The following is an 18751-nucleotide window of genomic DNA, read 5'->3' on the forward strand; positions in this document are numbered from 1 at the left end:
TCTATCCTACGGGTGCTTGACGCGCCGGGTGAACGCCCCGGGGCGCAGCCCCAGCGCGACGGCGGCCGCGCCGAGCAGCAGGAGCGCGCCGCCCGAGGCCCAGCCTGCGGCGTGTGACGACCCGCCCGTCTCCGCGATCGTCTGCCTTGGAGCAGGTGGGGTCACCGTGCTCGGCACCTCGGACTCCCCCGCGCCCTCGCCGGAAGGGTCACCGGCAAGCGTGAGGCTCGAGATTGTGGTGTAGCCGAGATCCGCAAAATGCATGATGAGATGGTGGTCGCCGGGCTCGACGCCCGAGACGTCGAAGGCGCCCGAGACCGTTCCTCGATCCCACTCGACCGAGCCGATCGCCACCGGCGTCGATCGCATGTTGCCAATGATGCTCGAACGCGACTCCTGCATCTTCTTCACGAAGTCGCTCATGAGGTCGAAGGTTTCGTTGCGCTTACCACTCAGCGATTGAAGACGCAGCATGTCCATCTGTTGCGAGTTTGCCGACGCATCAGTGACGGCTTTGAGGTGCGTGAGTAGAGCTGCGGCCTGCGCGGGCCGCTCCGCTACCGGAGCATCGAGGAATGCGTGCGAAACTCCAGCGTCACGCGTTGCCTTCGAAGCCGCAGCGAACGCCTCCTCGCCGGGCGCCGAGATAAATGCCTGCACGGCGGCGGTAGCGGCCGCGAGACTCCCGAGCTTCGCGTTGAGCTGCTGCACGGCGGCGATCTGGTCGGCGAGCTGCGCGTTGAGCTGGCTCGCGCGCTGCGACTGCACCGCGAGGAGTGCTGTCTCAAGATCGAGACTCAGCGTGTCAACGTTCGGCGTTGGTGGGCGCTGGAATGCAGCGATCGTTGGGCCGACTACCCCGTTTGCAGTCTGCTGCTGCTCGCCAGTCACACCGAAAGCGAGACCAAGCACCTGGCTGTTCGCGTTCGCAATCACGACTCCGTCCCCCGCGGGGTTCTGTGTGGCCGCCTGCAGGGCCGCGAGCGCTTCTTCAGACATGCCGCCGAGCATCGCGCCGAGCGCGGCGGGTGTGCCAGGACCCTGGAACAGGTCGCCGCCGAGCGCGCCGGGCGCGAGCAGGAGATCCGGATCCTCCCCGCCTGGCTCCGGGTCAGGCGTCGTTGCCGTCGAAACGAGCTCGAACGCGCGCTCGATTGAATGGACGGAGACGCCGTCACTCACTCGTGGCAGGGCGAATGCGTCGTTGGCGGGCTGCACGTCAGCGAGCCTGTAGCCGGTCGGGGGAACGAAGCGCACGCTGTAGTCGGCATCCGAGCTCGTCGGCACGGCCGCCGATGCGAACGTGCCATCGGCCGCAACCTCCAACGTTTGCACGTCAACACCGCCACTCACGAGCACGAGGTTCGCGCCTTCGAGGTCTGCCACAGCAGTCCCCTTCGCGGTCGCCGCAATCTTGCCGGCGACAGTGCTGATCGGGCCCCAGAGGCGCACAGTGACTGGCTCCTCTGAGCCCAGCCGAAACTCGGCCCGTGACGACGCGCTCTCAAGGTCGCCAAGCGCGCCCGGCCACACGGCGTCAACGATGTAGCTCGTGTCGGGGCCAGTCACCGAAACCGTCGCAAGGCCATCTCGATCTGCGACGCCTGAGGCCACTTCGACCAGGTCGCCCGTGCCGTCGTCAACTCCGCTGACCGAGACTCGACTTCCCGCCAACGGCCTCGACGTCGAACCGTCGTCGATCGAAACCTGGATCGCGACCTCTCGCGTGATGTTCTCTTCAGATTGGCCCTGGACCGCGTGAGCCGCGCCGGGAGCCCCCGTCACGAGAAGGGCTGCCGCAAGGAGCGCCGCCCCCACTACTTGATGGCGCGATGATTGGCGTCGCATGTGTCGTTCCCCTTCGATCGAGTGCAACCCTTTTGCACACACTACAAGAATGGACACTGTCCAATATTTTTGTCAAGTAGGGTGGATGACCAACCGCTATCGGGGCGAGCATGCCCAATCAGGAGGAGTCATGACGGAGGGCCTGCGCGAACGCAAGATGCGACTCACGCGCGAGCAACTGGAGGCCGCCGCCGTTGAGATTGCGTATGCGGAAGGAGTGTCGGCCGTCACCGTTGATCGCGTGTGCGCCGCCGCAATGGTGTCGAGAAGCACCTTCTTCAACTACTTCCCATCGCTCGAACAGGCAATCTTCGGCTCGCCGCTCGAGTTTGACCCCGAACTCACCACACGGATCCTGACAGAGCGCTCCGGCGACCTCGTCGTCGCATCCTCGCTCATCGTCATGGAGTCCGTGCGCGGACAAGCAGATAACCCAGTCACGAAGAAGCGCCTGGCGCTCTTCTCGCGAGAGCCCGAGCTCACGAGCCGGATCTCTTGGTCCAGCGGCACGAGCACCGAGAGGCTCATCGCGATACTCGCGGCGTGGCTCGACAGTCACCCAGACGACGCCAGGCTCGAGGGGGTCGCGCACGAAACCGAGGCACGCCTCGCAGTGAACCTCTCAATCGCGCTCGGAGACGAGGCTCAGCGCCACGTGCGCGAGGTAGATGGCGAACTCGTCATCGACCTCGAAACGTTCACGCGCATCCGCCGACAGCTCACAACGCTCGTGACGCCACGAGCCTAAACGCAGCCACTCGCGCTGCCAGGATCAGATGAGCCCGAGCGCCGCCACCTGCTCCCGCTCGGCGGCCAACTCGGCAACAGAGGCATCGATCCTCGCGCGCGAGAACTCGTCGATCTCCAGCCCCTCGACAACCCGCCACTCTCCGTCGACCGAACGGGCCGGGACCGAGGCGATAAGTCCCTCAGGGATGCCGTACGCTTCCGTTGACGGGATCGACACCGACGTCCAGGGCGCCACGCCATCGGCACCAGTAGCCTCGTTCGCGGTGCCGAGCACCCAATCGTGAACGTGATCGATCGCCGCATTCGCTGCCGACGCGACCGAGGATCCGCCACGCACCTCAATGATCTCCGCGCCACGGTTCGCAACTCTGTCAATGTAGGCGCCGCGACCCCAGTCCGTGCCGACAACGTCGAGCGCAGCGCGCCCCGCAATCGTCGCGTGGCTCAGGTCTGGGTACTGGGTGGTCGAGTGGTTGCCCCAGATTGTCACGCCGTGAACATCGGCGACAGCGGCCCCCGTGTGCTCTGCGAGCAGGCCGACCGCGCGGTTGTGGTCGAGCCGAGTGAGGGCCGTGAACCGCTCCGCTGGCACGTCAGGCGCGTTGCGCTGAGCGATGAGGGCGTTGGTGTTCGCAGGGTTGCCGACGACAAGCACTCTGACGTCGTCCGCAGCGTGGTCATTGATCGCGCGCCCCTGCGGGCCGAAGATCGCGCCATTCGCCGCGAGCAGGTCCGCCCGTTCCATGCCTGCCGTGCGCGGACGCGAGCCAACAAGGAGGGCGACATTCGAGCCGTCAAATCCCTGATCCGGATCGGTCGCAATATCGACGCTCGCAAGCAGCGGGAAGGCGCAGTCGGCGAGCTCGAGCGCCGCACCCTCCGCACCTTTCACGCCCTGCGGAATCTCGAGCAGCCTGAGCGCGACGGGCTGGTCAGGACCGAACAGAGCACCCGACGCGATCCTGAACATTGCCGCGTAACCGATCTGGCCGCCGGCCCCAGTGATAGTGACGGTGATGGGCGCAGGCCGTGCCGCGCCGCTCGCTGCTGATGTGTTCATCATGACTCCGTTCATTGCGTTGCGGTGAGGTACGCGACGTCGTGTGCCTGTGCGGCAGCCGCGCCGTCGGCCTCGTGGGCCTGGATCTAGCTGTTCGTGCGCGAGTACTCGGCAAGCACAGCGTCAGAGAGCGGCGGCCACACCTCCGCCGACCACTCGCCAAAGTTGCGGTCTGCCAGCCCTACGCACGCGAGGCCAGCCACTGGGTCAACCCACAAAAATGTACCCGCCTGGCCGAAGTGCCCAAACGTCTGTGGGCTGTTCGCGTTGCCTGTCCAGTGCGGCGTCTTTGAGTCCCTGATCTCAAAGCCCAGGCCCCAGTCGTTCGGGCGCTGACGGCCGTAGCCGGGCAGCACGCCGTCAATTCCAGGGAACACGACTTGGGTGGCCTGCGCGATCGTCTCTGCGTGCAGCACCTTCGGGTTCTGGAGCTCGGCGGCGAAGCGCGACAGGTCAGCCGCAGTCGAGACACCGCCCGCGGCCGGGCTGCCGTCAAGCCTCGTGGAGTGCATGCCGAGGGGCTCGAGTAGCCCCTCGCGGAGGTACTCCTCGAATGGCATGTCGGCGCGCTCCGCAAACGTCTGGGCGAGCACCTCGATGCCAAGGTTTGAATAGATCCGGCGCTGGCCGGGGCGGCCGCGCACGACGTCTTCCGAGAAGTCGAGGCCGGAGGCGTGCGCGAGCAGGTGCCTGATTGTCGACCCCTCGGGCCCGGCTTCGTCGTCGAGTTCGAGGGCTCCCTCTTCGACAGCAAGCAGAATCGCGCTCGCGGTCAACAGCTTCGTGACCGATGCGAGGGCAAACTGACGGTCTTGATCGCCCCGTGTACCGAGCACAGATCCGTCTTTCGAGACGACTGCGACCGCAGCGTTGTCGACGGGCCAGGTATCGATGAGGCTCAGGCTGTCCATGGTTCCACGCTACCTGGTTCCTGTCTCCGCGTTTGAAATTCCATGGGCCGATGGGGTGGGTGGGCACGCCCGGGTCGGGGCGGACCCCACCCCGCACGCTGCTAGCGCACGTCCATCTCGTGCGGGTTCGAGCCGAAGTTCTTCTGCTCGTCGAGCGCGTCAAACGCGGCAATCTCGGCGGCTGAGAGCTCGAAGTCGAAGATCTGAGCGTTCTCGGCCATGCGCTCGGCCCGCACTGTCTTCGGAAACACGATGCGACCCTGCTGTACATGCCACCGGAGCACCACCTGTGCGGGGGTCTTCGAGTGGGCTGCAGCGGCGTCAGCGATCGCCGGGCGCTCAAACAGGTCGGACTTGCCCTGCGCCAGCGGCCCCCAGGCCTCAACACGGATGCCCTTGGACTCGCAGTACTCGACGAGCTCGCGGCGCTGGTGCAGGGGGTGCAGCTCGATCTGGTTCACCGTCGGCACGACGCCAGTCTCGGAGATGATCTCCTCGAGGTCCGAGATCTCGAAGTTCGAAACGCCGATCGAGGTCGCCCGCCCCGACTCGTGGATCTTCACGAGCGAGCGCCACGCGGTGAGCGCCTCGCCAAACATGGGCTGCGGCCAGTGCACGAGGTACAGGTCGACACGATCGAGGCCGAGCTTGTCGAGGCTCTCCTGGAATGCCTCCTCGCCTCGCAGCTGGTCGCTATTCCAGAGCTTCGTAGTGACGAAGAGGTCTTCGCGAGGCACACCGCTCGCGGCGATCGCGGCCCCCACCTCTGCTTCGTTTCGGTAGATCGCGGCGGTGTCGATGTGGCGATAGCCTGCGGCGAGCGCGTCGGCGACGACCCGCTCCGCTTCGCCTGGGTCGACCTTGAATACGCCGAGCCCAAGCTGGGGAATCTCGGTGCCGTCGTGCAGGGTGATGTTCGGGATTTCGAGTGCAGCCACAGTCTCTCCTTGAAGTCGAATGGGTGCCAGTCTATGACTCGCGCGATAATGGATCCTGTTATGTCGAACCCCGAAGGCCCTACACCCCGCATCGAGTTCCCCGAGGAGCTCCCGGTTTCGCAGATGCGAGACGAGATCCAGCAGGCGATCTCCGACAACCAGGTCGTCATCGTCGCGGGTGAGACGGGCTCAGGCAAGACCACTCAGCTTCCGAAGATCGCGCTCGCACTTGGCCGCGAGAGAATTGCGCACACCCAGCCGCGCAGGATCGCGGCCCGCACCATCGCCGAACGCATCGCCGAGGAGACAGGCACTGAGCTCGGCGGGCTCGTCGGATATCAGGTGAGGTTCACTGATCAGGCCTCGAAAGACACGAAGATCAGGCTGATGACCGACGGGATTCTGCTGAATGCGATCCATCGGGATCGGGATCTCAAGGCCTACGACACGATCATCATCGACGAGGCGCACGAGCGTTCACTGAACATCGACTTCCTGCTCGGGTATCTGCGCACCCTGCTACCGCGCCGACCAGATCTCAAGGTGATCATTACATCGGCAACGATCGACCCTGAGTCATTCGCAAAGCACTTCGCCGATCACCGCACCGGCACACCGGCTCCGATCATCGAAGTGTCGGGTCGCACGTACCCCGTCGAGATTCGCTACAGGCCGCTCATCGAGGAGCGCGAGGTCGTCGACCCGAAGACCAAGCAGGCGAAGACTCGGAAGATCGAGCGCGATGTGTTCGAGGCGATCGGCGAGGCAGTCGACGAGCTCGGGCGCGAGTCGCGCGGCGACGTGCTCGTGTTCCTGTCTGGCGAAGCTGAGATCCGTGACGCCGCCGACGCGCTCCAGGGCCGGGCCGGTCGCGGCGGACCGGCGAACCGCACCGAGATCCTCCCCCTCTACGGCAGGCTTTCGGCGGCTGAGCAGCATCGCGTATTCGAGCGCCGCCAGGATTCGGGCGCGCGGCGGATCGTGCTTGCAACGAACGTCGCTGAGACCTCGCTCACTGTTCCCGGCATCAGGTATGTCATCGACGCCGGCACTGCACGCATCTCGCGATACTCGTCGCGGTCGAAGGTGCAGCGGTTGCCGATCGAGGCGATCTCGCAGGCCAGCGCGAATCAGCGCTCGGGCCGGTCTGGCCGCACGAGCAACGGCATCGCGATCCGGTTGTACAGCGAGGAGGACTTTGAGTCGCGCCCCGCGTTCACGGAGCCTGAGATCCGGCGCACCGGCCTCGCGAGTGTCATCCTGCAGATGCTTTCGCTCGGCCTTGGCGATATCGCTGGCTTCCCGTTTCTTACGCCCCCGGATCAGCGCGGTATTCGCGACGGCCTTGGCCTCCTCGAAGAGCTCGGGGCCGTGCGGCCCGCGGGCCGGGGGCGGGCCGCGAAACGCGGCGACGGGGCTTCGGCGTCTGACGGCGCGACCCACGCGATCACCAAGACGGGCCGTGAACTCGCCCGCTTGCCGATCGAGCCGAGGTTTGCGCGCATGGTCATCGAGGCGCGCAGGCACGAGGTCGTCCCTGAGGTGCTCGCGATCGTAGCCGGGCTCACCATTCAGGACGTGCGCGAGCGGCCAGTCGCAGAGCGCGCGCAGGCCGACCAGTTCCACGCGCGCTTCAACGACCCACTCGGCGACCTGATGACCCTGCTCAACCTCTGGAACTACCTGCAGAAGCAGCAGGCGGAGCTTTCCTCGAGCGCCTTCCGCAGGCTGTGCAAGAAGGAGTTTTTGAACTTCCTCAGGGTGCGCGAGTGGATGGACCTCGTGAGGCAGCTCTCGAAAGCCGCGGGCGTCAAGGGCCAGGTACGTGAGGCGACAGGCGGATCCGCTGAGCTCATCCACCGATCGGTACTTGCCGGCCTGCTCTCGCAGCTCGGCGTGCGCGACGACAGGCAAGATCGGAGCACCCCCGGCCGCGGCCGCGAGGTACCCGGCGCCGTGAAGCGCAAGCCCGCACAGGAGTATCTCGGCTCGCGCGGCACACGCTTCGTGCTCTACCCGGGGTCGGTGCTTGCGAAGAAGCCGCCGGAGGTCGTGATGAGTGTCGAGCTCGTCGAGACGAGCCGCCTGTTCGCCCGCTCGAACGCCCAGGTCGAGCCCGAGTGGGCCGAGGAGCTCGCCGGTGCACTCGCGAAACGGCAGCTCTCTGAGCCCCGGTGGGAGCGCAAGCAGGGCGCCGCGGTCGCGACCGAGCGCGTCACCCTCTACGGCGTGCCCATCGTCACTGGCCGCCGCGTGCAGCTCTCACGCTTCGACCCCGTCGAGGCGCGTGAGCTGTTCATCAGGCACGCGCTCGTCGACGGTGATTGGGATTCCCCGCAGGCATTCGACCGCGCGAACCACCAACTCAGGCGCGAGCTCGTTCAGCTCGAGGAGCGCACCCGCCGCCGCGACATCCTCGACGGCGACGAGGCGGTGTTCGAGTTCTATGACGCCCGCATTCCCAAAGACGTCGCGAGCACACGCGACTTCGAGGGCTGGTGGAAGACCAAGCGTTCTTCGGATCCGCAGTACCTGCATCTCAAGCGCGAGGATCTGCTCGAGGAGGAGTCTGTCGATGTCGACGAGACCGAGTACCCGCGCCAGTGGCAGCACGGCGACCAGTCCCTGAAGCTCAAGTACCGGTTCGATCCCACGAGCGACGACGACGGCGTGACTGTGAACGTGCCGCTCCCGCTGTTGCCCCGCCTCGCGCAGGGCGACTTCGAGAAACTCGTTCCAGGCATGCGCGAAGAGCTCGTCACAGCGCTCATCAAAACGCTGCCAAAGTCGATCAGGAAGCACGTCGTCCCCGCCGCGGACTGGGCGCGGACGCTCCTTGGCGCGGTAGGCCCCAAGCTTGACGGTGCCGCCGGGGCCGGATCCGACGCGTCGCTCACCCAGCTACTCGCCGACGAGATCAGGCGCCGCACGAGCCAGCAGGTACAGCCGAGCGACTTTGATCCGACGCGACTGCCCGCACACCTCACGCCGACGTTCCGCGTCATCGATGCGCGCGGCCGCACCGTGGGCGCAGGCAAGGACCTCGCCGAGCTCCAGTCGAAGCACAAGGAGCAGGCAACGAAGGGCGTCGCGCGGGTCGCCCAAGCGGCGCTCCCCAAGAGCGAGCTCGAACGCACTGGGGCAACGACATGGGACTTCGGAGATCTCCCGAAACACGTGGATTCGAGCTACGCGAAGGGCAGGTCGGGCAGCGCGGGTGTCGTGCGCGCGTATCCCGCAATCGTGGATCGGCGCACGAGCGTCGACCTTGGACTCGTTGCAGGCGAGGCCGAGCAGCGGCGCGCGTCACGGCGCGGGATCAGGCGCCTGGTAGTGCTCTCGAGCCCGTCGCCCGCGAGCTACGTGCGCGATCACCTCTCAAACCAGGAGAAGTTGCTGCTCGGGGCCGGGCCATACCGTTCCCTTGACACCGCCATCGCCGACGTCTCACTCGCGGTCGCGGATCGCGTGATTCAGCGTCACGCGCCTGACGGGCTCGTGTGGCGTGCCGCCGACTTCGAGGCAATAGCGAACGACTACGCGCGCAGCCTCATCGACGAGATCTACGGCACGATCGCGCTCACCGCGAAGGTGCTCGACGGGGCTCGCCTGGCGAAGAAGGCTATCGATCAGGCGAAGTCGCTCCAGGTGCTCGGCCAGGTCGCGGACGCCGCGAAGCAGCTCGACGGGCTCGTGTTCGACGGCTTCGTCTCTCGCACCGGCGCGACGCAACTTGAGCGGGTTCCCGTCTACCTCGAGGCGCTGAGGCTGCGCATGCAGGCACTGCAGGCGAACCCTGGCCGCGACCGCGCCTGGCAGAACGATGTGGATCGCGCGCTGGTGCTCTTCGACGAAGCCGGCGGGCAGATCCCGCTGCCAATCGACGCTCCCCCGCACATTGAGCGGGCGCGCTGGCTCATCGAGGAGTTCAGGGTCAGCCTGTTCGCGCAGCAGCTGCGGGCTGCCGAAGCCGTCTCGCTGCAGCGAATCCAGAAGGCCCTCGCGGGCTAACGGCGGTGCGGCGTGCTAGCCGCCGTCGCCCGGACGCGCGAGTATCGCGATCGCTATACCGGCCTCCTCGCACGCGCTTCCCAGCGCCCGGCTTGCATCTTCAATCGCCCCGGGATCGCGAGGGTCGGCCTCGGCACTCTCTCGGAGTGCTGCAACCTCTTTGCCGAGGTCGCTGGGTGCCCGCTCCATAATCGTGGCGTAGCCGTCGAACACCGAGTTCTGGACGGCGTCGACCGCGTCACCCGCCAGCACACCCTTTTGCTCGTCGATCGTCGCACGCCAAAGGGCGGCCTCCAACGCGTTGAGCTGACCGCACACGAACGCAGCGTCCGTGGGACCTGCCTGCGTTTCCGCGGGCTCAGTACCGTCCTGCGACTCGGGGGTAGCCGCCGGGGCACAGGCTGCGAGCGTGAGAGTCGTCGCCAGGGCGAGCGTGACGAGGCCCCAGGTCTGGTTCGGGCGAGAAATGCCTGGCATGATACTTCGCTCCTCCACGAATCCTCAGCTGGTGCCCCGACCCTAGCAGGTGTCCTCAACATGGGCTCTCGATGCCCCCAAATATTCACCGTGCCAAAACGGCGAAGCGAGTCGAATTGGGGTGCCAGCGAGGACTAGAATCGCCTGATGGGCATTTACCGCGAGCTCGCGCGCAATGAGGGCGTTTTTCGTATTCTTTTCTCGCAGCTCACCGCGAGGTTTCCTTTCGGGATGCTGTCCATTATCGTGCTGCTGCACATGCAGGAGCAGTTCGGTGAGTACACCGCCGCAGGCATAGTGCTCGCAACCCAGAGCATCGGCCAGGCGATCTCAGGTCCGCTCTCGAGCCGCCTCATGGGTCGTTTCGGCATGCGACGAGTGCTCTGGGTCACGTCGGTACTGTGCAGCGGGTTCATTGTGCTGATCGCGTTCGTGCACCTGCCGCTGGCTGTCACGGCGCTGATCTCGTTTTCGATCGGCCTGACGACACCACCCATCACGCCAGCGGTGCGCACCCTGTACCCGCGGCTCGTGCCAGGCAAGCAGATCTCGGCGCTGTTCTCGCTGGACGCGGCTGCACAGGAACTCATCTGGGTACTCGGACCCGTCATCGCTGTCTTTGTCGCCGCGCAGTTCGGCACGGCCGTCGGTCTGTCAGTTGCCGCAGCATTCATGCTGTTCGGAGGCGCCTGGTTCATCATGAGCCGCCCTGTCGGGGTCGTCAAGATTCCGCCGTCGAAGGCTAGCCTCGGAGCGGTGCTGAAGCGCCCCACCGTGATCATCGCGACAGTGATCGGCTTCTTCTTCGTGGCGTCGTTTGCCGCGATCGAAGCGGGCGTCGTGCGCGCGTTCGCGCCAGCCGCCGAAGGTGGCCACTCGAGCATTGAGTCGGGCATCGTGCTCGCGGTGTTCGCTGGCGGCTCGCTCGTCGGCGGCCTCATCATCGGCCACCGCCCGTTGCGTCCGTGGTCGCTCGCGATCAGGATCGGTGTCGTGCTCATCGGCACCGCGGCATGCCTCGTCAGCCTCAACATCTGGTGGTTGTCGATCGTGCTGTTCGTCGGCGGCCTCGGCACCGCGCCGACATTCGCTGGGATCTCGAGCATGATCGGTTCAACGGTCAAGTTCTCGGAAACCGCCGAGGCGTTCGGGTGGATCGGTACGGGCCAGCTCGTCGGTGTCGCGACGGGTTCCGCAATCGCCGGCGTCGCGATCGACGCAATGGGCGCCCAGGGAGCCATCATCGTGTCGACAGGGCTGATCCTCGTCGCCGGTGTCGTCGCACTCGCAACGACAAAGTGGGTGCCCGATCTGAAGGACCGCGATATCGAGCAGCCTCCCGAGACCGGCACGATCACGCTTCCACTCCCGTAACATTCACGGGTTCGACACTTCCGCAGTCTGCCACCGCCTGGCTATCGTTAGGGCATGAATACCAAGCGATTCCTGGCGGGGCTTGCCGCCACCCTCGTGGCTGTCGGGCTCGCGGGATGCTCAGCGTCGTCATCTGACGTCGCTGGGGTCCCCGCAGTCGATTCGATGGCCGGCGGTGAGTTCGCGTCTGCCGCGGACGCTTCCGTCGAGCAAGGATCGGGTCTGCTCGACGGCAATCGCGAGGCAGTGCAGAGCGAGAGCCGGTCAATCATCCGCTCAGCCTCGCTCGCGCTCACCGTGAAGTCTGTGCGCGCCGCAGCTGACGACGTTGCCGAGGTCGCGAAACGCCTCGACGGCTCAGTCTCCTCCCAGTCGATCAGTGGCGATGGTGGCGCCGCCACGACAGGAGAGGTCTCACTGCGAGTCCCGGCTGAGCGACTCGACGAGGCAGTCCTTGAGCTCTCCAAGCTCGGCGACGTCACCTCAGATTCCCGCTCCGCCGATGACGTCACCGAAACGCACGTCGATCTCGCGGCCCGGGTCGCCGCGCTCGAGTCCTCGGTGAAGCGGCTCACAGATCTCATGGCCGGCGCCGCAACGACGAGCGAGCTTATTGAAGCAGAGAGCGCGCTCTCTGCACGCCAGCAGGAGCTCGACGGGCTCAAAGCCCAGCTCGAATCGCTCGAGGGCCAGGTCTCCCAGGCAAGCATCTGGGTCTCGCTGAGCGAACAGAGCCCGCTTCCCGGGGGCGGCCCGACCTCCTTCTGGGACGCTCTCAAGGCAGGCGTCGCGTCGATCGGGTCGTTCTTTGTTGGCGCGTTCGTCGGTCTCGGATTCGCGCTTCCTTGGCTCGCGCTGCTCGCGATCGTGGCCGTGGCCGTTTTGATCCCGCTGCGCAGGCGGAGGCGACGCGCCCGGATCGCCGATACGCCTGAGAAACCGCTGAGCGCCGATCCTGCGGAATCAGTCGCAGAAGACCCCACCTCCTAGCGATTCGATCGCTGTCGCCCCTGCAGGCCCCCCAAAAGAGCAGCGCGTGGGACGCTAGTGATACTCATCGAGGTGTGAAAGACTAGCCTCAACCAGTCACCGACGAAGTCACTAAGGAGTGAGTCAAATATGGGCACCTTCGCCGTCATTAATCCGGCTACGGGCGAGAAGCTCGCAGAGTACCCGGACGCGACCGCTGCTGACATCGAAGCAGCACTCGCTTCGACGCAGCAGACCTACCAGGAGTGGTCACGCAAGACCACCGTTGCCGAGCGTGCAGCACTCGCAAAGCGCGCGGCAGAACTCTTCGATGAGCGCAAGGAAGAACTCGGCGCAATCATCAACCGCGAGATGGGCAAGCCCCTCGATCAGTCGATCGGCGAGGCCGAGTTCTCGGGCGCGATTACTGCTGCGTTCGCAGACAACGCCGAGAAGTGGCTCGCCGACGAGCACCTCGAGGTTGAAGATGGCCTGAAGACTTTCTTCCGCTTCCAGGGCACAGGCGTGATCCTCGGCATCATGCCGTGGAACTACCCGTACTACCAGGTCGCGCGCTTCGCCGTGCCGAACCTCATCCTCGGCAACACGATCGTGCTGAAGCACGCAGCGCAGTGCCCCGAGTCGGCGCTCGCGCTCGAGCAGCTGTTCCTTGACGCAGGCTTCCCGAAGGGCGCCTACGTCAACGTCTTCGCCACTCACGAGCAGGTCAGCGACATCATCGCCGACGACCGCGTGCAGGGCGTCTCGCTCACCGGTTCGGAGCGCGCAGGCGCGATTGTTGCCGAGCAGGCAGGCCGCGCGCTGAAGAAGTGCGTGCTCGAGCTCGGCGGCTCGGACGTTTTCCTCGTGCTCGACTCGGCAGACCTCGACCACGCTGTTGAGCACGCTGTTGGCGGCCGCATGGAGAACACCGGCCAGGCGTGCAACGGCTCGAAGCGTATCGTCGTCATGGACAAGTACTTCGACGAGTTCTCGAAGAAGTTCCAGGCCGCTATCGCCGGCCAGTCGTACAGCGACGGTGACTTCGGCCCGATGTCGTCTGAAGCTGCGACGAAGACCCTCACCGCTCAGGTGCAGGGTGCGATCGACCAGGGCGCCGAGGTTGTCGTTGGCAACAACGAGCCCGAGGGCAACCTCTACACCCCGTCGATCATCACGAACATCACCCCGGCGATGGACGTCTACAGCCAGGAGCTCTTCGGCCCCGTCGCGCAGCTCTACAAGGTATCGAGCGACGAAGAGGCGATCCAGCTCGCGAACTCCTCGCCCTACGGCCTCGGCTCCGTCATCATCTGTGACGACCTCGAGCGCGCGGAGCAGGTCGGAAACCAGCTTGACGTTGGCATGGTCTTCATCGGCGGCGCGGGCCTCGAGGGCGCTGACGTGCCCTTCGGCGGCGTGAAGAAGTCGGGCTACGGCCGCGAGCTCGGCAAGGTTGGCATGCTTGAGTTCGCCAACAAGAAGCTCTTCCGCTACGCGGGCTAAGCGTTTCGCACAGCACTGAGGGGGTGCGGATCCGATTGGATCCGCACCCCCTCAGTGCTGTGTGCTGTGCGGGGCCCGGTTCGCTAGCGTTCGAGCAGGCGAAGCTGAAGCATCGCCTCGAACCTGTCGTCAGCGTTGTCGAGGTCGATCCCGCTGATCTCGACTGCTCGACGCAGGCGGTACCTGAACGTGTTCGGGTGCACAAAGAGCATGTCTGCGGCCTTCGCGACGTCGCCGAAGTGGTCGAACCAGGCACGCAGCGTGTCAACGAGATGCCCCTTTTGTTTGGCATCGTGCTCCATGAGCCTGGACACGGGGCCAGTGAACTCGTCGCCACGAGACACCATGAGATCGCGCAGCTCGAGCATGAGCACCGACGCGTGCACGTCGCTCAGTCGCGCGACGCGCGCCCGTACGTCGCCGCTTCGGGAGCGCCCGCCGGTGCTCCCCGCAGCACTGGGTTCGTGCGGTGTTACCGCCTGGCCAGCCGCCGGCTCGAGGAGCGCCCTGAGCACTCGTCGAGCAGACGCCCGCGATCGCGAGATGCCACCGATGTCGTCTGCTGGGGGGCCCACAGCGATAACTGCAGACATCCGACTCCCGACACGGTCGAGAAAGTCCTCCATCGTGCGCACTGCGTGGTCGCCCGTCGGGTCGTTCGGCTCTGGGAGGATCCCGTACACAGTGTCGCCGAGCAGCGCCACTGCTGAGCCGGGCCGCATTGCAGACAGGTGCACGGCAAGTGCGTCAGCGAAGCGCTCCCGCTCGGCCATCAGCGCCTGGTCTGCGCTTGCGGCTCCCCCGTGCTCGGTTTCAGTCAACACCGCCGCAACAACGCACACGGGCTGCCCGGCGAGGTTCAACCGCGAGAGCGCCTCGCTCGCACCCGAACCGCCTTCAAGCGCGGTGCTCAACAACTCAGCGCGAAGCCGGCGCTGCACGTCAGCTCCCGCGCGCACCCGAAGCAGGTGCAGCGCGACGAGCTTCGCGGCGTCGCGCAACGTGATCCTGCGCTCGTCGGTGAGCGGCCCGTCCATCGCCGCCCAGATCGACCCGAGTACCTCATCCCCCGCGCGAACGCCGATTGCCACGCGCGGGGTCGACATGTCGACCTCTGCCTCGATGCGCGTGATCACCACCGGATCTTCGCTTCGGTAGAGGTCCCGGAAGACGCCCTGCTGCGTCAGATGGTGACGGTATCGCTCCGGCACCCGCCTGCCGATGATCGTCTCGGCGCGAGCCGGGTCGGCTTCTTCCTGCCGACCCGAGAACGCGAGCACGCGCGAGGAGCGATCCTCAATCGTCACTGGCGCGTCGAGCAGCGAGGAGATGGCGTTCGCGACAGCGAATAGGTCGCCCGACGGGATGCCGCCGAGGGAATCGACGTGGGTGTCCCCCACGTCGTCTTCGGCAAGGAGCGACCTCAACAGCGCTGCAAGCTGCGTCCATGTCGCACCTCGCGCGAGGCCGAGCACGACGATACCGTGCTCGTCTGCCAGGGCACGAGTCGCAGCGGTGATCTCAACTGGCGACCGCACCACGACCGCGGCGATCGCGTGGCCGGAGAGACCCGCGATGAGTTCACCGAGCCCTTCACTGCCGTGCACCCCCACGCCGAGCACGACTGCATGTGCTGGATACAACGGCTCATCGACGGGGTCGTAGATGACAACCCCGCCGATGTCTTGCTGATCGTCGATGCGCCCGTGGACGACCTCGAGCAGTGTGAGCCCGAGGTCGTCAAGCACGCGTCCCAGACTGAACCTGGTGAATCGTGGTTCGTGCCTGTCACTCATGAAGGGAAGCATATCGCTAGCTCTCGTGCGCTGACGTCAGCGAGGCCCACACAGTTAGACCGCGATCCACTCGACGCTAGTGGTGAACTCCTCGAGCAGTTCGGGAATCGGAGCAACGCCGAGGCCCGGTCCCGTAGGAACGGTGAGATGGCCGTTCTCCATGACCCACGGCTCCGTGATGTCTGTCTTGTAGAAGCGGCTGCTCGACGAGACGTCGCCTGGAAGCGTGAAGCCAGGAAGCGAGGCGAGCGCGATGTTCGCCGCGCGTCCAATGCCAGACTCGAGCATGCCGCCGCACCAGACGGGAACCCCTGCCGCGACGGCGAGGTCATGGATGCGTCGGGCCTCGAGATAGCCACCGACGCGACCGGGCTTGATGTTGATGACGCTCGTCGCGCCGAGGCGGATCGCCGCTGCAGCGGTCTGGGCAGACGTCACTGACTCGTCGAGGCAGATCGGCGTCTTCAGCATCTTCGCGAGGTCGGCGTGACCGACGATGTCTTCCTCCTCGAGCGGCTGCTCGATGAGCAGCAGGTCGAAGTCGTCGAGCTTCGCGAGGTGGCGCGCGTCACGCAGCGTGTACGCCGTGTTCGCGTCAACCTGCAGCTGCACATCGTCGCCGAAGCGCTCGCGCACCGCACGGACCGCCTCGACGTCCCAGCCGGGCTCGATCTTCAGCTTGATGCGAACGTACCCCTCGTCGATGTAGCCTCCGACGGCGTCGAGCAGCTCAGGGATCGAATCCATGATGCCCACCGACACGCCGCACGGAACGACGTCTCGGACCGAGCCGAGTTCGCGACCGAATGAGCGACCCTCCGCACGCAGCTCCGCGTCGAGCACTGCGGTCTCGAGCGCCGCCTTCGCCATCGGGTGGCCTTTGAACTTGTGCAGTGCTTGGCCAACGCCCGTCGCGTCGGTGACGTTCGCAATTGCCTCGATGAAGTAGCGCTTCATGATGTCAGCGGCGCCGTCGGTGTACTCGGGTGAGTACAGCGGATCGCCGAGTGTGACGCACTCGCCCCACCCTTCGGCCTCGTCGGTGACAGCCTTTACGAGCAGAATGTCGCGCGCGGTCTGCGTGCTGAACGACGTGCGGAACGGTGAAACCAGCGGCAGCCCCACTCGGCGCAGCTCAAAGCCCTCGATCTTCATCAGTCTTGTTCTCCTTCAGTTGATGCGTGTTGCAAGATGTAGCCGGTGCCGCGCTCAAATCCGACGATGCGGGCGCCGTTGTTCAGGTGCGAGGTAAGCTGCTCGCGGATCGTGCCGCGCCACTTCCGCGCCTGGTCCGGATCGGTGACGCGGAGCCCCTCGATGTCGTCAGGGATCGCGACAGCGAATCCCTTCGGGACAGTACTGCCAGATCGATCGCCGCCCGCAAGCCGCGAGACGTTCTCGTCAAGCAGGTGCCATCGGACGAGCAGTCTGTCGCTCAAGTCGCCCGCGTTGATCGTGTCTGACATGAGTCCGTAGAAGTTCTCGAGGTACTCCACGGGCACAGCGCCAAGCTTGTTGAAATTGAAGCTCGCGTTGCGGGAAACGAGCGGATCATACGTCCACTCGATCGCTTCGATACCGCGATCGAGCGCCCAGGCTCGCTGGTGCAGCTTGATGCCGTAGCCGACTGCCTTGCCAACGAGGCCCGGAACCACGCCGGTGATGTGGCTGTGCAACGTCGAGCGCTCAGGGCTTGAGTGCAGTCCGAGCGCGGCGCCGACGAGCTCGCCGTCGAGAAATGCGCCAGCGATGTAGTTTCCCGTCTTGCCGAGCACACGCATGATTTCCTTCGGTACGACAGGGTTGTCGGCCGTGCGTCCCCAGATGAGCGCGAGCAGGTCGATGACCTGCGTCTCCTCCTCAGTGCCGCGCATCTCGCGCACCGTCACTCCGGTGAGGGCTGCGGCCCGCTCGGCATCGAGGTGAGCCTGGCGCTTCATCTCGTCGGTGATGCGATCTCCGGCCATCATGCACCAGCTTTCGGTTCGTCGAGCAGGCTCGTCATGAGTTCAGTGAGCAGCAGGGTGCGCGGCTCGATCGCGGCGACGAGCACGTGCTCGCTCTCGGCGTGCGCCCCGCCGCCGACAGCGCCGAGACCGTCGAGTGTCGGAACCCCGATTCCGGCAGTGAAGTTGCCGTCGCTCGCGCCGCCGACAGCGACACCCTCGAGAGGCTCGAGGCCGAGCGTCGCCGCCGCGGCCTGCGCCCTATCGAAGAGTGCGGCTGACGACGCAGACTCGAGCGGAGGCCGATTCGGGCCGCCAACGACCTCGAGCTGCGCGCCGGCGAGCACCGGGCGAAGGGCGAGCATAGCCTCGTGTACCCGATCCTGCTCGGCGAACGTGCGCGCCCGCACGTCGACCTTGAACGACGCTCGCGCGGGCACAGTGTTGCTCGTCGTGCCTGCTGTCGCGACAGTCGGGGTCACAGTGGTTCCCAACTCAGCATTGCCGAGCCCCGCGACGGCGATGAGCTGGTGCGCGAGTTCTAGCGACGCGTTAACACCCTTTTCTGGTTCGAGCCCGGCATGCGCGGCGACGCCGTACACAACGACCTCGTACAGTGAGACGCCCTTGCGCTCAATCTTCAGCGCACCACCATCGGCGGCTGCCTCGAGCACGAGTGCGGCGCGCGCGCCGCGCGCAGTCTCCTCGATGAGGGATCGCGAACTCGGCGAGCCGAGTTCCTCGTCGCCGGTGACGAGGAGCGTCACGCCATCGCGCTCAGTGAGCGCGGCTGTCGCGTGCATCGCCATTGCGAGGCCAGTCTTCATGTCGAAGCAGCCTGGGCCGGTCAGCACGCCGTCAGCGTGTGTGAACGGCAGCCGCGAGAGCGTTCCGAGCGGCCATACAGTGTCGTGGTGCGCGACGAGCAGCACCCGAGTCGTCTCCCCGAAACTCCACTTTAGGTGGCTCACCCCGTCGAGAACGATCCGCTCCGGTGAGACTCCGAGCAGCTTTTCGCCGAGCTCGGCAACAAGCGTGGCCGACGTCGCAACCGCGTCGTGATTGTCTGAGGGGGACTCGCATTCGACGAGGGTGTGAATCGTCTCGACGATGTCATCGAGTCGCACCGTGTGCGGTGTCATGTCGATAGACCTTTCTGTCTTCC

At 65.7% G+C, this 18751-nt stretch carries 14 protein-coding genes; 5 read left to right on the plus strand and 9 right to left on the minus strand.

Annotated elements, in window-relative coordinates; all coding sequences use genetic code 11:
- Nucleotides 1-6: 6 nt before the first annotated feature.
- Entirely contained in the window at nucleotides 7-1848 is a 1842-nt protein-coding gene (locus ACF07D_RS00820) for a hypothetical protein (protein WP_391503543.1), read from the minus strand.
- An 85-nt stretch (nucleotides 1849-1933) separates the two neighbouring features.
- Between ACF07D_RS00820 and ACF07D_RS00825 the strand changes: the two genes are divergently transcribed.
- Nucleotides 1934-2596: a TetR family transcriptional regulator gene (locus tag ACF07D_RS00825; RefSeq protein ID WP_391503544.1), complete on the plus strand. Its 663-nt coding sequence runs from the start codon at nucleotides 1934-1936 to the stop codon at nucleotides 2594-2596.
- 24 nt (nucleotides 2597-2620) lie between these two features.
- Here the strand turns inward: ACF07D_RS00825 and ACF07D_RS00830 are convergent, their stop codons facing one another.
- The 3 genes from ACF07D_RS00830 to ACF07D_RS00840 all read right to left on the minus strand — a co-directional run bounded on the left by ACF07D_RS00830 (nucleotide 2621) and on the right by ACF07D_RS00840 (nucleotide 5507).
- Nucleotides 2621-3661, minus strand: a complete 1041-nt coding sequence (locus ACF07D_RS00830; RefSeq protein WP_391503545.1) for a malate dehydrogenase — start codon at nucleotides 3659-3661, stop codon at nucleotides 2621-2623.
- Nucleotides 3662-3744: 83 nt separating this feature from the next.
- Nucleotides 3745-4569, minus strand: a complete 825-nt coding sequence (locus ACF07D_RS00835) for a serine hydrolase domain-containing protein (RefSeq protein WP_391503546.1) — start codon at nucleotides 4567-4569, stop codon at nucleotides 3745-3747.
- Between the two features lie 101 nt (nucleotides 4570-4670).
- Complete coding sequence (locus ACF07D_RS00840) at nucleotides 4671-5507, minus strand: aldo/keto reductase (protein ID WP_391503547.1); 837 nt, start codon at nucleotides 5505-5507, stop codon at nucleotides 4671-4673.
- Between the two features lie 60 nt (nucleotides 5508-5567).
- Between ACF07D_RS00840 and hrpA the strand changes: the two genes are divergently transcribed.
- Nucleotides 5568-9518, plus strand: a complete 3951-nt coding sequence (gene hrpA, locus ACF07D_RS00845) for an ATP-dependent RNA helicase HrpA (RefSeq protein ID WP_391503548.1) — start codon at nucleotides 5568-5570, stop codon at nucleotides 9516-9518.
- 15 nt (nucleotides 9519-9533) lie between these two features.
- Here the strand turns inward: hrpA and ACF07D_RS00850 are convergent, their stop codons facing one another.
- Nucleotides 9534-9995 carry a hypothetical protein gene (locus ACF07D_RS00850; RefSeq protein WP_391503549.1) on the minus strand — a complete coding sequence of 154 codons (462 nt, stop codon included), beginning with the start codon at nucleotides 9993-9995 and terminating at the stop codon, nucleotides 9534-9536.
- A 147-nt stretch (nucleotides 9996-10142) separates the two neighbouring features.
- Here ACF07D_RS00850 and ACF07D_RS00855 point away from each other — a divergent pair, with 147 nt between their 5' ends.
- The 3 genes from ACF07D_RS00855 to ACF07D_RS00865 all read left to right on the plus strand — a co-directional run bounded on the left by ACF07D_RS00855 (nucleotide 10143) and on the right by ACF07D_RS00865 (nucleotide 13844).
- Nucleotides 10143-11369, plus strand: coding sequence for an MFS transporter (locus ACF07D_RS00855; RefSeq protein WP_391503550.1), 1227 nt, complete (start codon nucleotides 10143-10145; stop codon nucleotides 11367-11369).
- Between the two features lie 54 nt (nucleotides 11370-11423).
- A complete protein-coding gene (locus ACF07D_RS00860; RefSeq protein WP_391503551.1) occupies nucleotides 11424-12359 on the plus strand; it encodes a DUF4349 domain-containing protein in 936 nt (311 codons plus the stop codon).
- Between the two features lie 129 nt (nucleotides 12360-12488).
- Complete coding sequence (locus ACF07D_RS00865; RefSeq protein WP_255809439.1) at nucleotides 12489-13844, plus strand: NAD-dependent succinate-semialdehyde dehydrogenase; 1356 nt, start codon at nucleotides 12489-12491, stop codon at nucleotides 13842-13844.
- 83 nt (nucleotides 13845-13927) lie between these two features.
- On the opposite strand, the gene ACF07D_RS00870 is transcribed toward ACF07D_RS00865, so the two are convergent.
- From ACF07D_RS00870 to ACF07D_RS00885, 4 genes are read right to left on the minus strand one after another with little or no spacing between them, the layout of a single operon-like run.
- Complete coding sequence (locus ACF07D_RS00870; RefSeq protein WP_391503552.1) at nucleotides 13928-15640, minus strand: PucR family transcriptional regulator; 1713 nt, start codon at nucleotides 15638-15640, stop codon at nucleotides 13928-13930.
- Between the two features lie 54 nt (nucleotides 15641-15694).
- On the minus strand, nucleotides 15695-16795 hold the full coding sequence (gene menC, locus ACF07D_RS00875; RefSeq protein WP_119282893.1) for an o-succinylbenzoate synthase: 1101 nt from the start codon (nucleotides 16793-16795) through the stop codon (nucleotides 15695-15697).
- Nucleotides 16795-17610 carry a GNAT family N-acetyltransferase gene (locus tag ACF07D_RS00880; protein WP_391503553.1) on the minus strand — a complete coding sequence of 272 codons (816 nt, stop codon included), beginning with the start codon at nucleotides 17608-17610 and terminating at the stop codon, nucleotides 16795-16797. The genes menC and ACF07D_RS00880 overlap by 1 nt, the downstream gene beginning before the upstream one ends.
- Nucleotides 17607-18728, minus strand: a complete 1122-nt coding sequence (locus ACF07D_RS00885; protein ID WP_391503554.1) for a M20 family metallopeptidase — start codon at nucleotides 18726-18728, stop codon at nucleotides 17607-17609. The genes ACF07D_RS00880 and ACF07D_RS00885 overlap by 4 nt, the downstream gene beginning before the upstream one ends.
- Nucleotides 18729-18751 lie beyond the last annotated feature (23 nt).

The organism is Leucobacter sp. NPDC015123, from assembly GCF_043080205.1.
GTDB classification, from domain to species: Bacteria; Actinomycetota; Actinomycetes; order Actinomycetales; family Microbacteriaceae; genus Leucobacter; species Leucobacter aridicollis_A.

Coding starts and splice junctions, on each gene's coding strand:
- hrpA (WP_391503548.1), top strand. CDS start 5,568: ATGTCGAACCCCGAAGGCCCTACACCCCGCATCGAGTTCCCCGAGGAG.
- ACF07D_RS00870 (WP_391503552.1), bottom strand. CDS start 15,640: ATGAGTGACAGGCACGAACCACGATTCACCAGGTTCAGTCTGGGACGC.
- ACF07D_RS00860 (WP_391503551.1), top strand. CDS start 11,424: ATGAATACCAAGCGATTCCTGGCGGGGCTTGCCGCCACCCTCGTGGCT.
- ACF07D_RS00835 (WP_391503546.1), bottom strand. CDS start 4,569: ATGGACAGCCTGAGCCTCATCGATACCTGGCCCGTCGACAACGCTGCG.
- ACF07D_RS00820 (WP_391503543.1), bottom strand. CDS start 1,848: ATGCGACGCCAATCATCGCGCCATCAAGTAGTGGGGGCGGCGCTCCTT.
- ACF07D_RS00855 (WP_391503550.1), top strand. CDS start 10,143: ATGGGCATTTACCGCGAGCTCGCGCGCAATGAGGGCGTTTTTCGTATT.
- ACF07D_RS00880 (WP_391503553.1), bottom strand. CDS start 17,610: ATGATGGCCGGAGATCGCATCACCGACGAGATGAAGCGCCAGGCTCAC.
- ACF07D_RS00850 (WP_391503549.1), bottom strand. CDS start 9,995: ATGCCAGGCATTTCTCGCCCGAACCAGACCTGGGGCCTCGTCACGCTC.
- menC (WP_119282893.1), bottom strand. CDS start 16,795: ATGAAGATCGAGGGCTTTGAGCTGCGCCGAGTGGGGCTGCCGCTGGTT.
- ACF07D_RS00865 (WP_255809439.1), top strand. CDS start 12,489: ATGGGCACCTTCGCCGTCATTAATCCGGCTACGGGCGAGAAGCTCGCA.
- ACF07D_RS00825 (WP_391503544.1), top strand. CDS start 1,934: ATGACCAACCGCTATCGGGGCGAGCATGCCCAATCAGGAGGAGTCATG.
- ACF07D_RS00830 (WP_391503545.1), bottom strand. CDS start 3,661: ATGATGAACACATCAGCAGCGAGCGGCGCGGCACGGCCTGCGCCCATC.
- ACF07D_RS00885 (WP_391503554.1), bottom strand. CDS start 18,728: ATGACACCGCACACGGTGCGACTCGATGACATCGTCGAGACGATTCAC.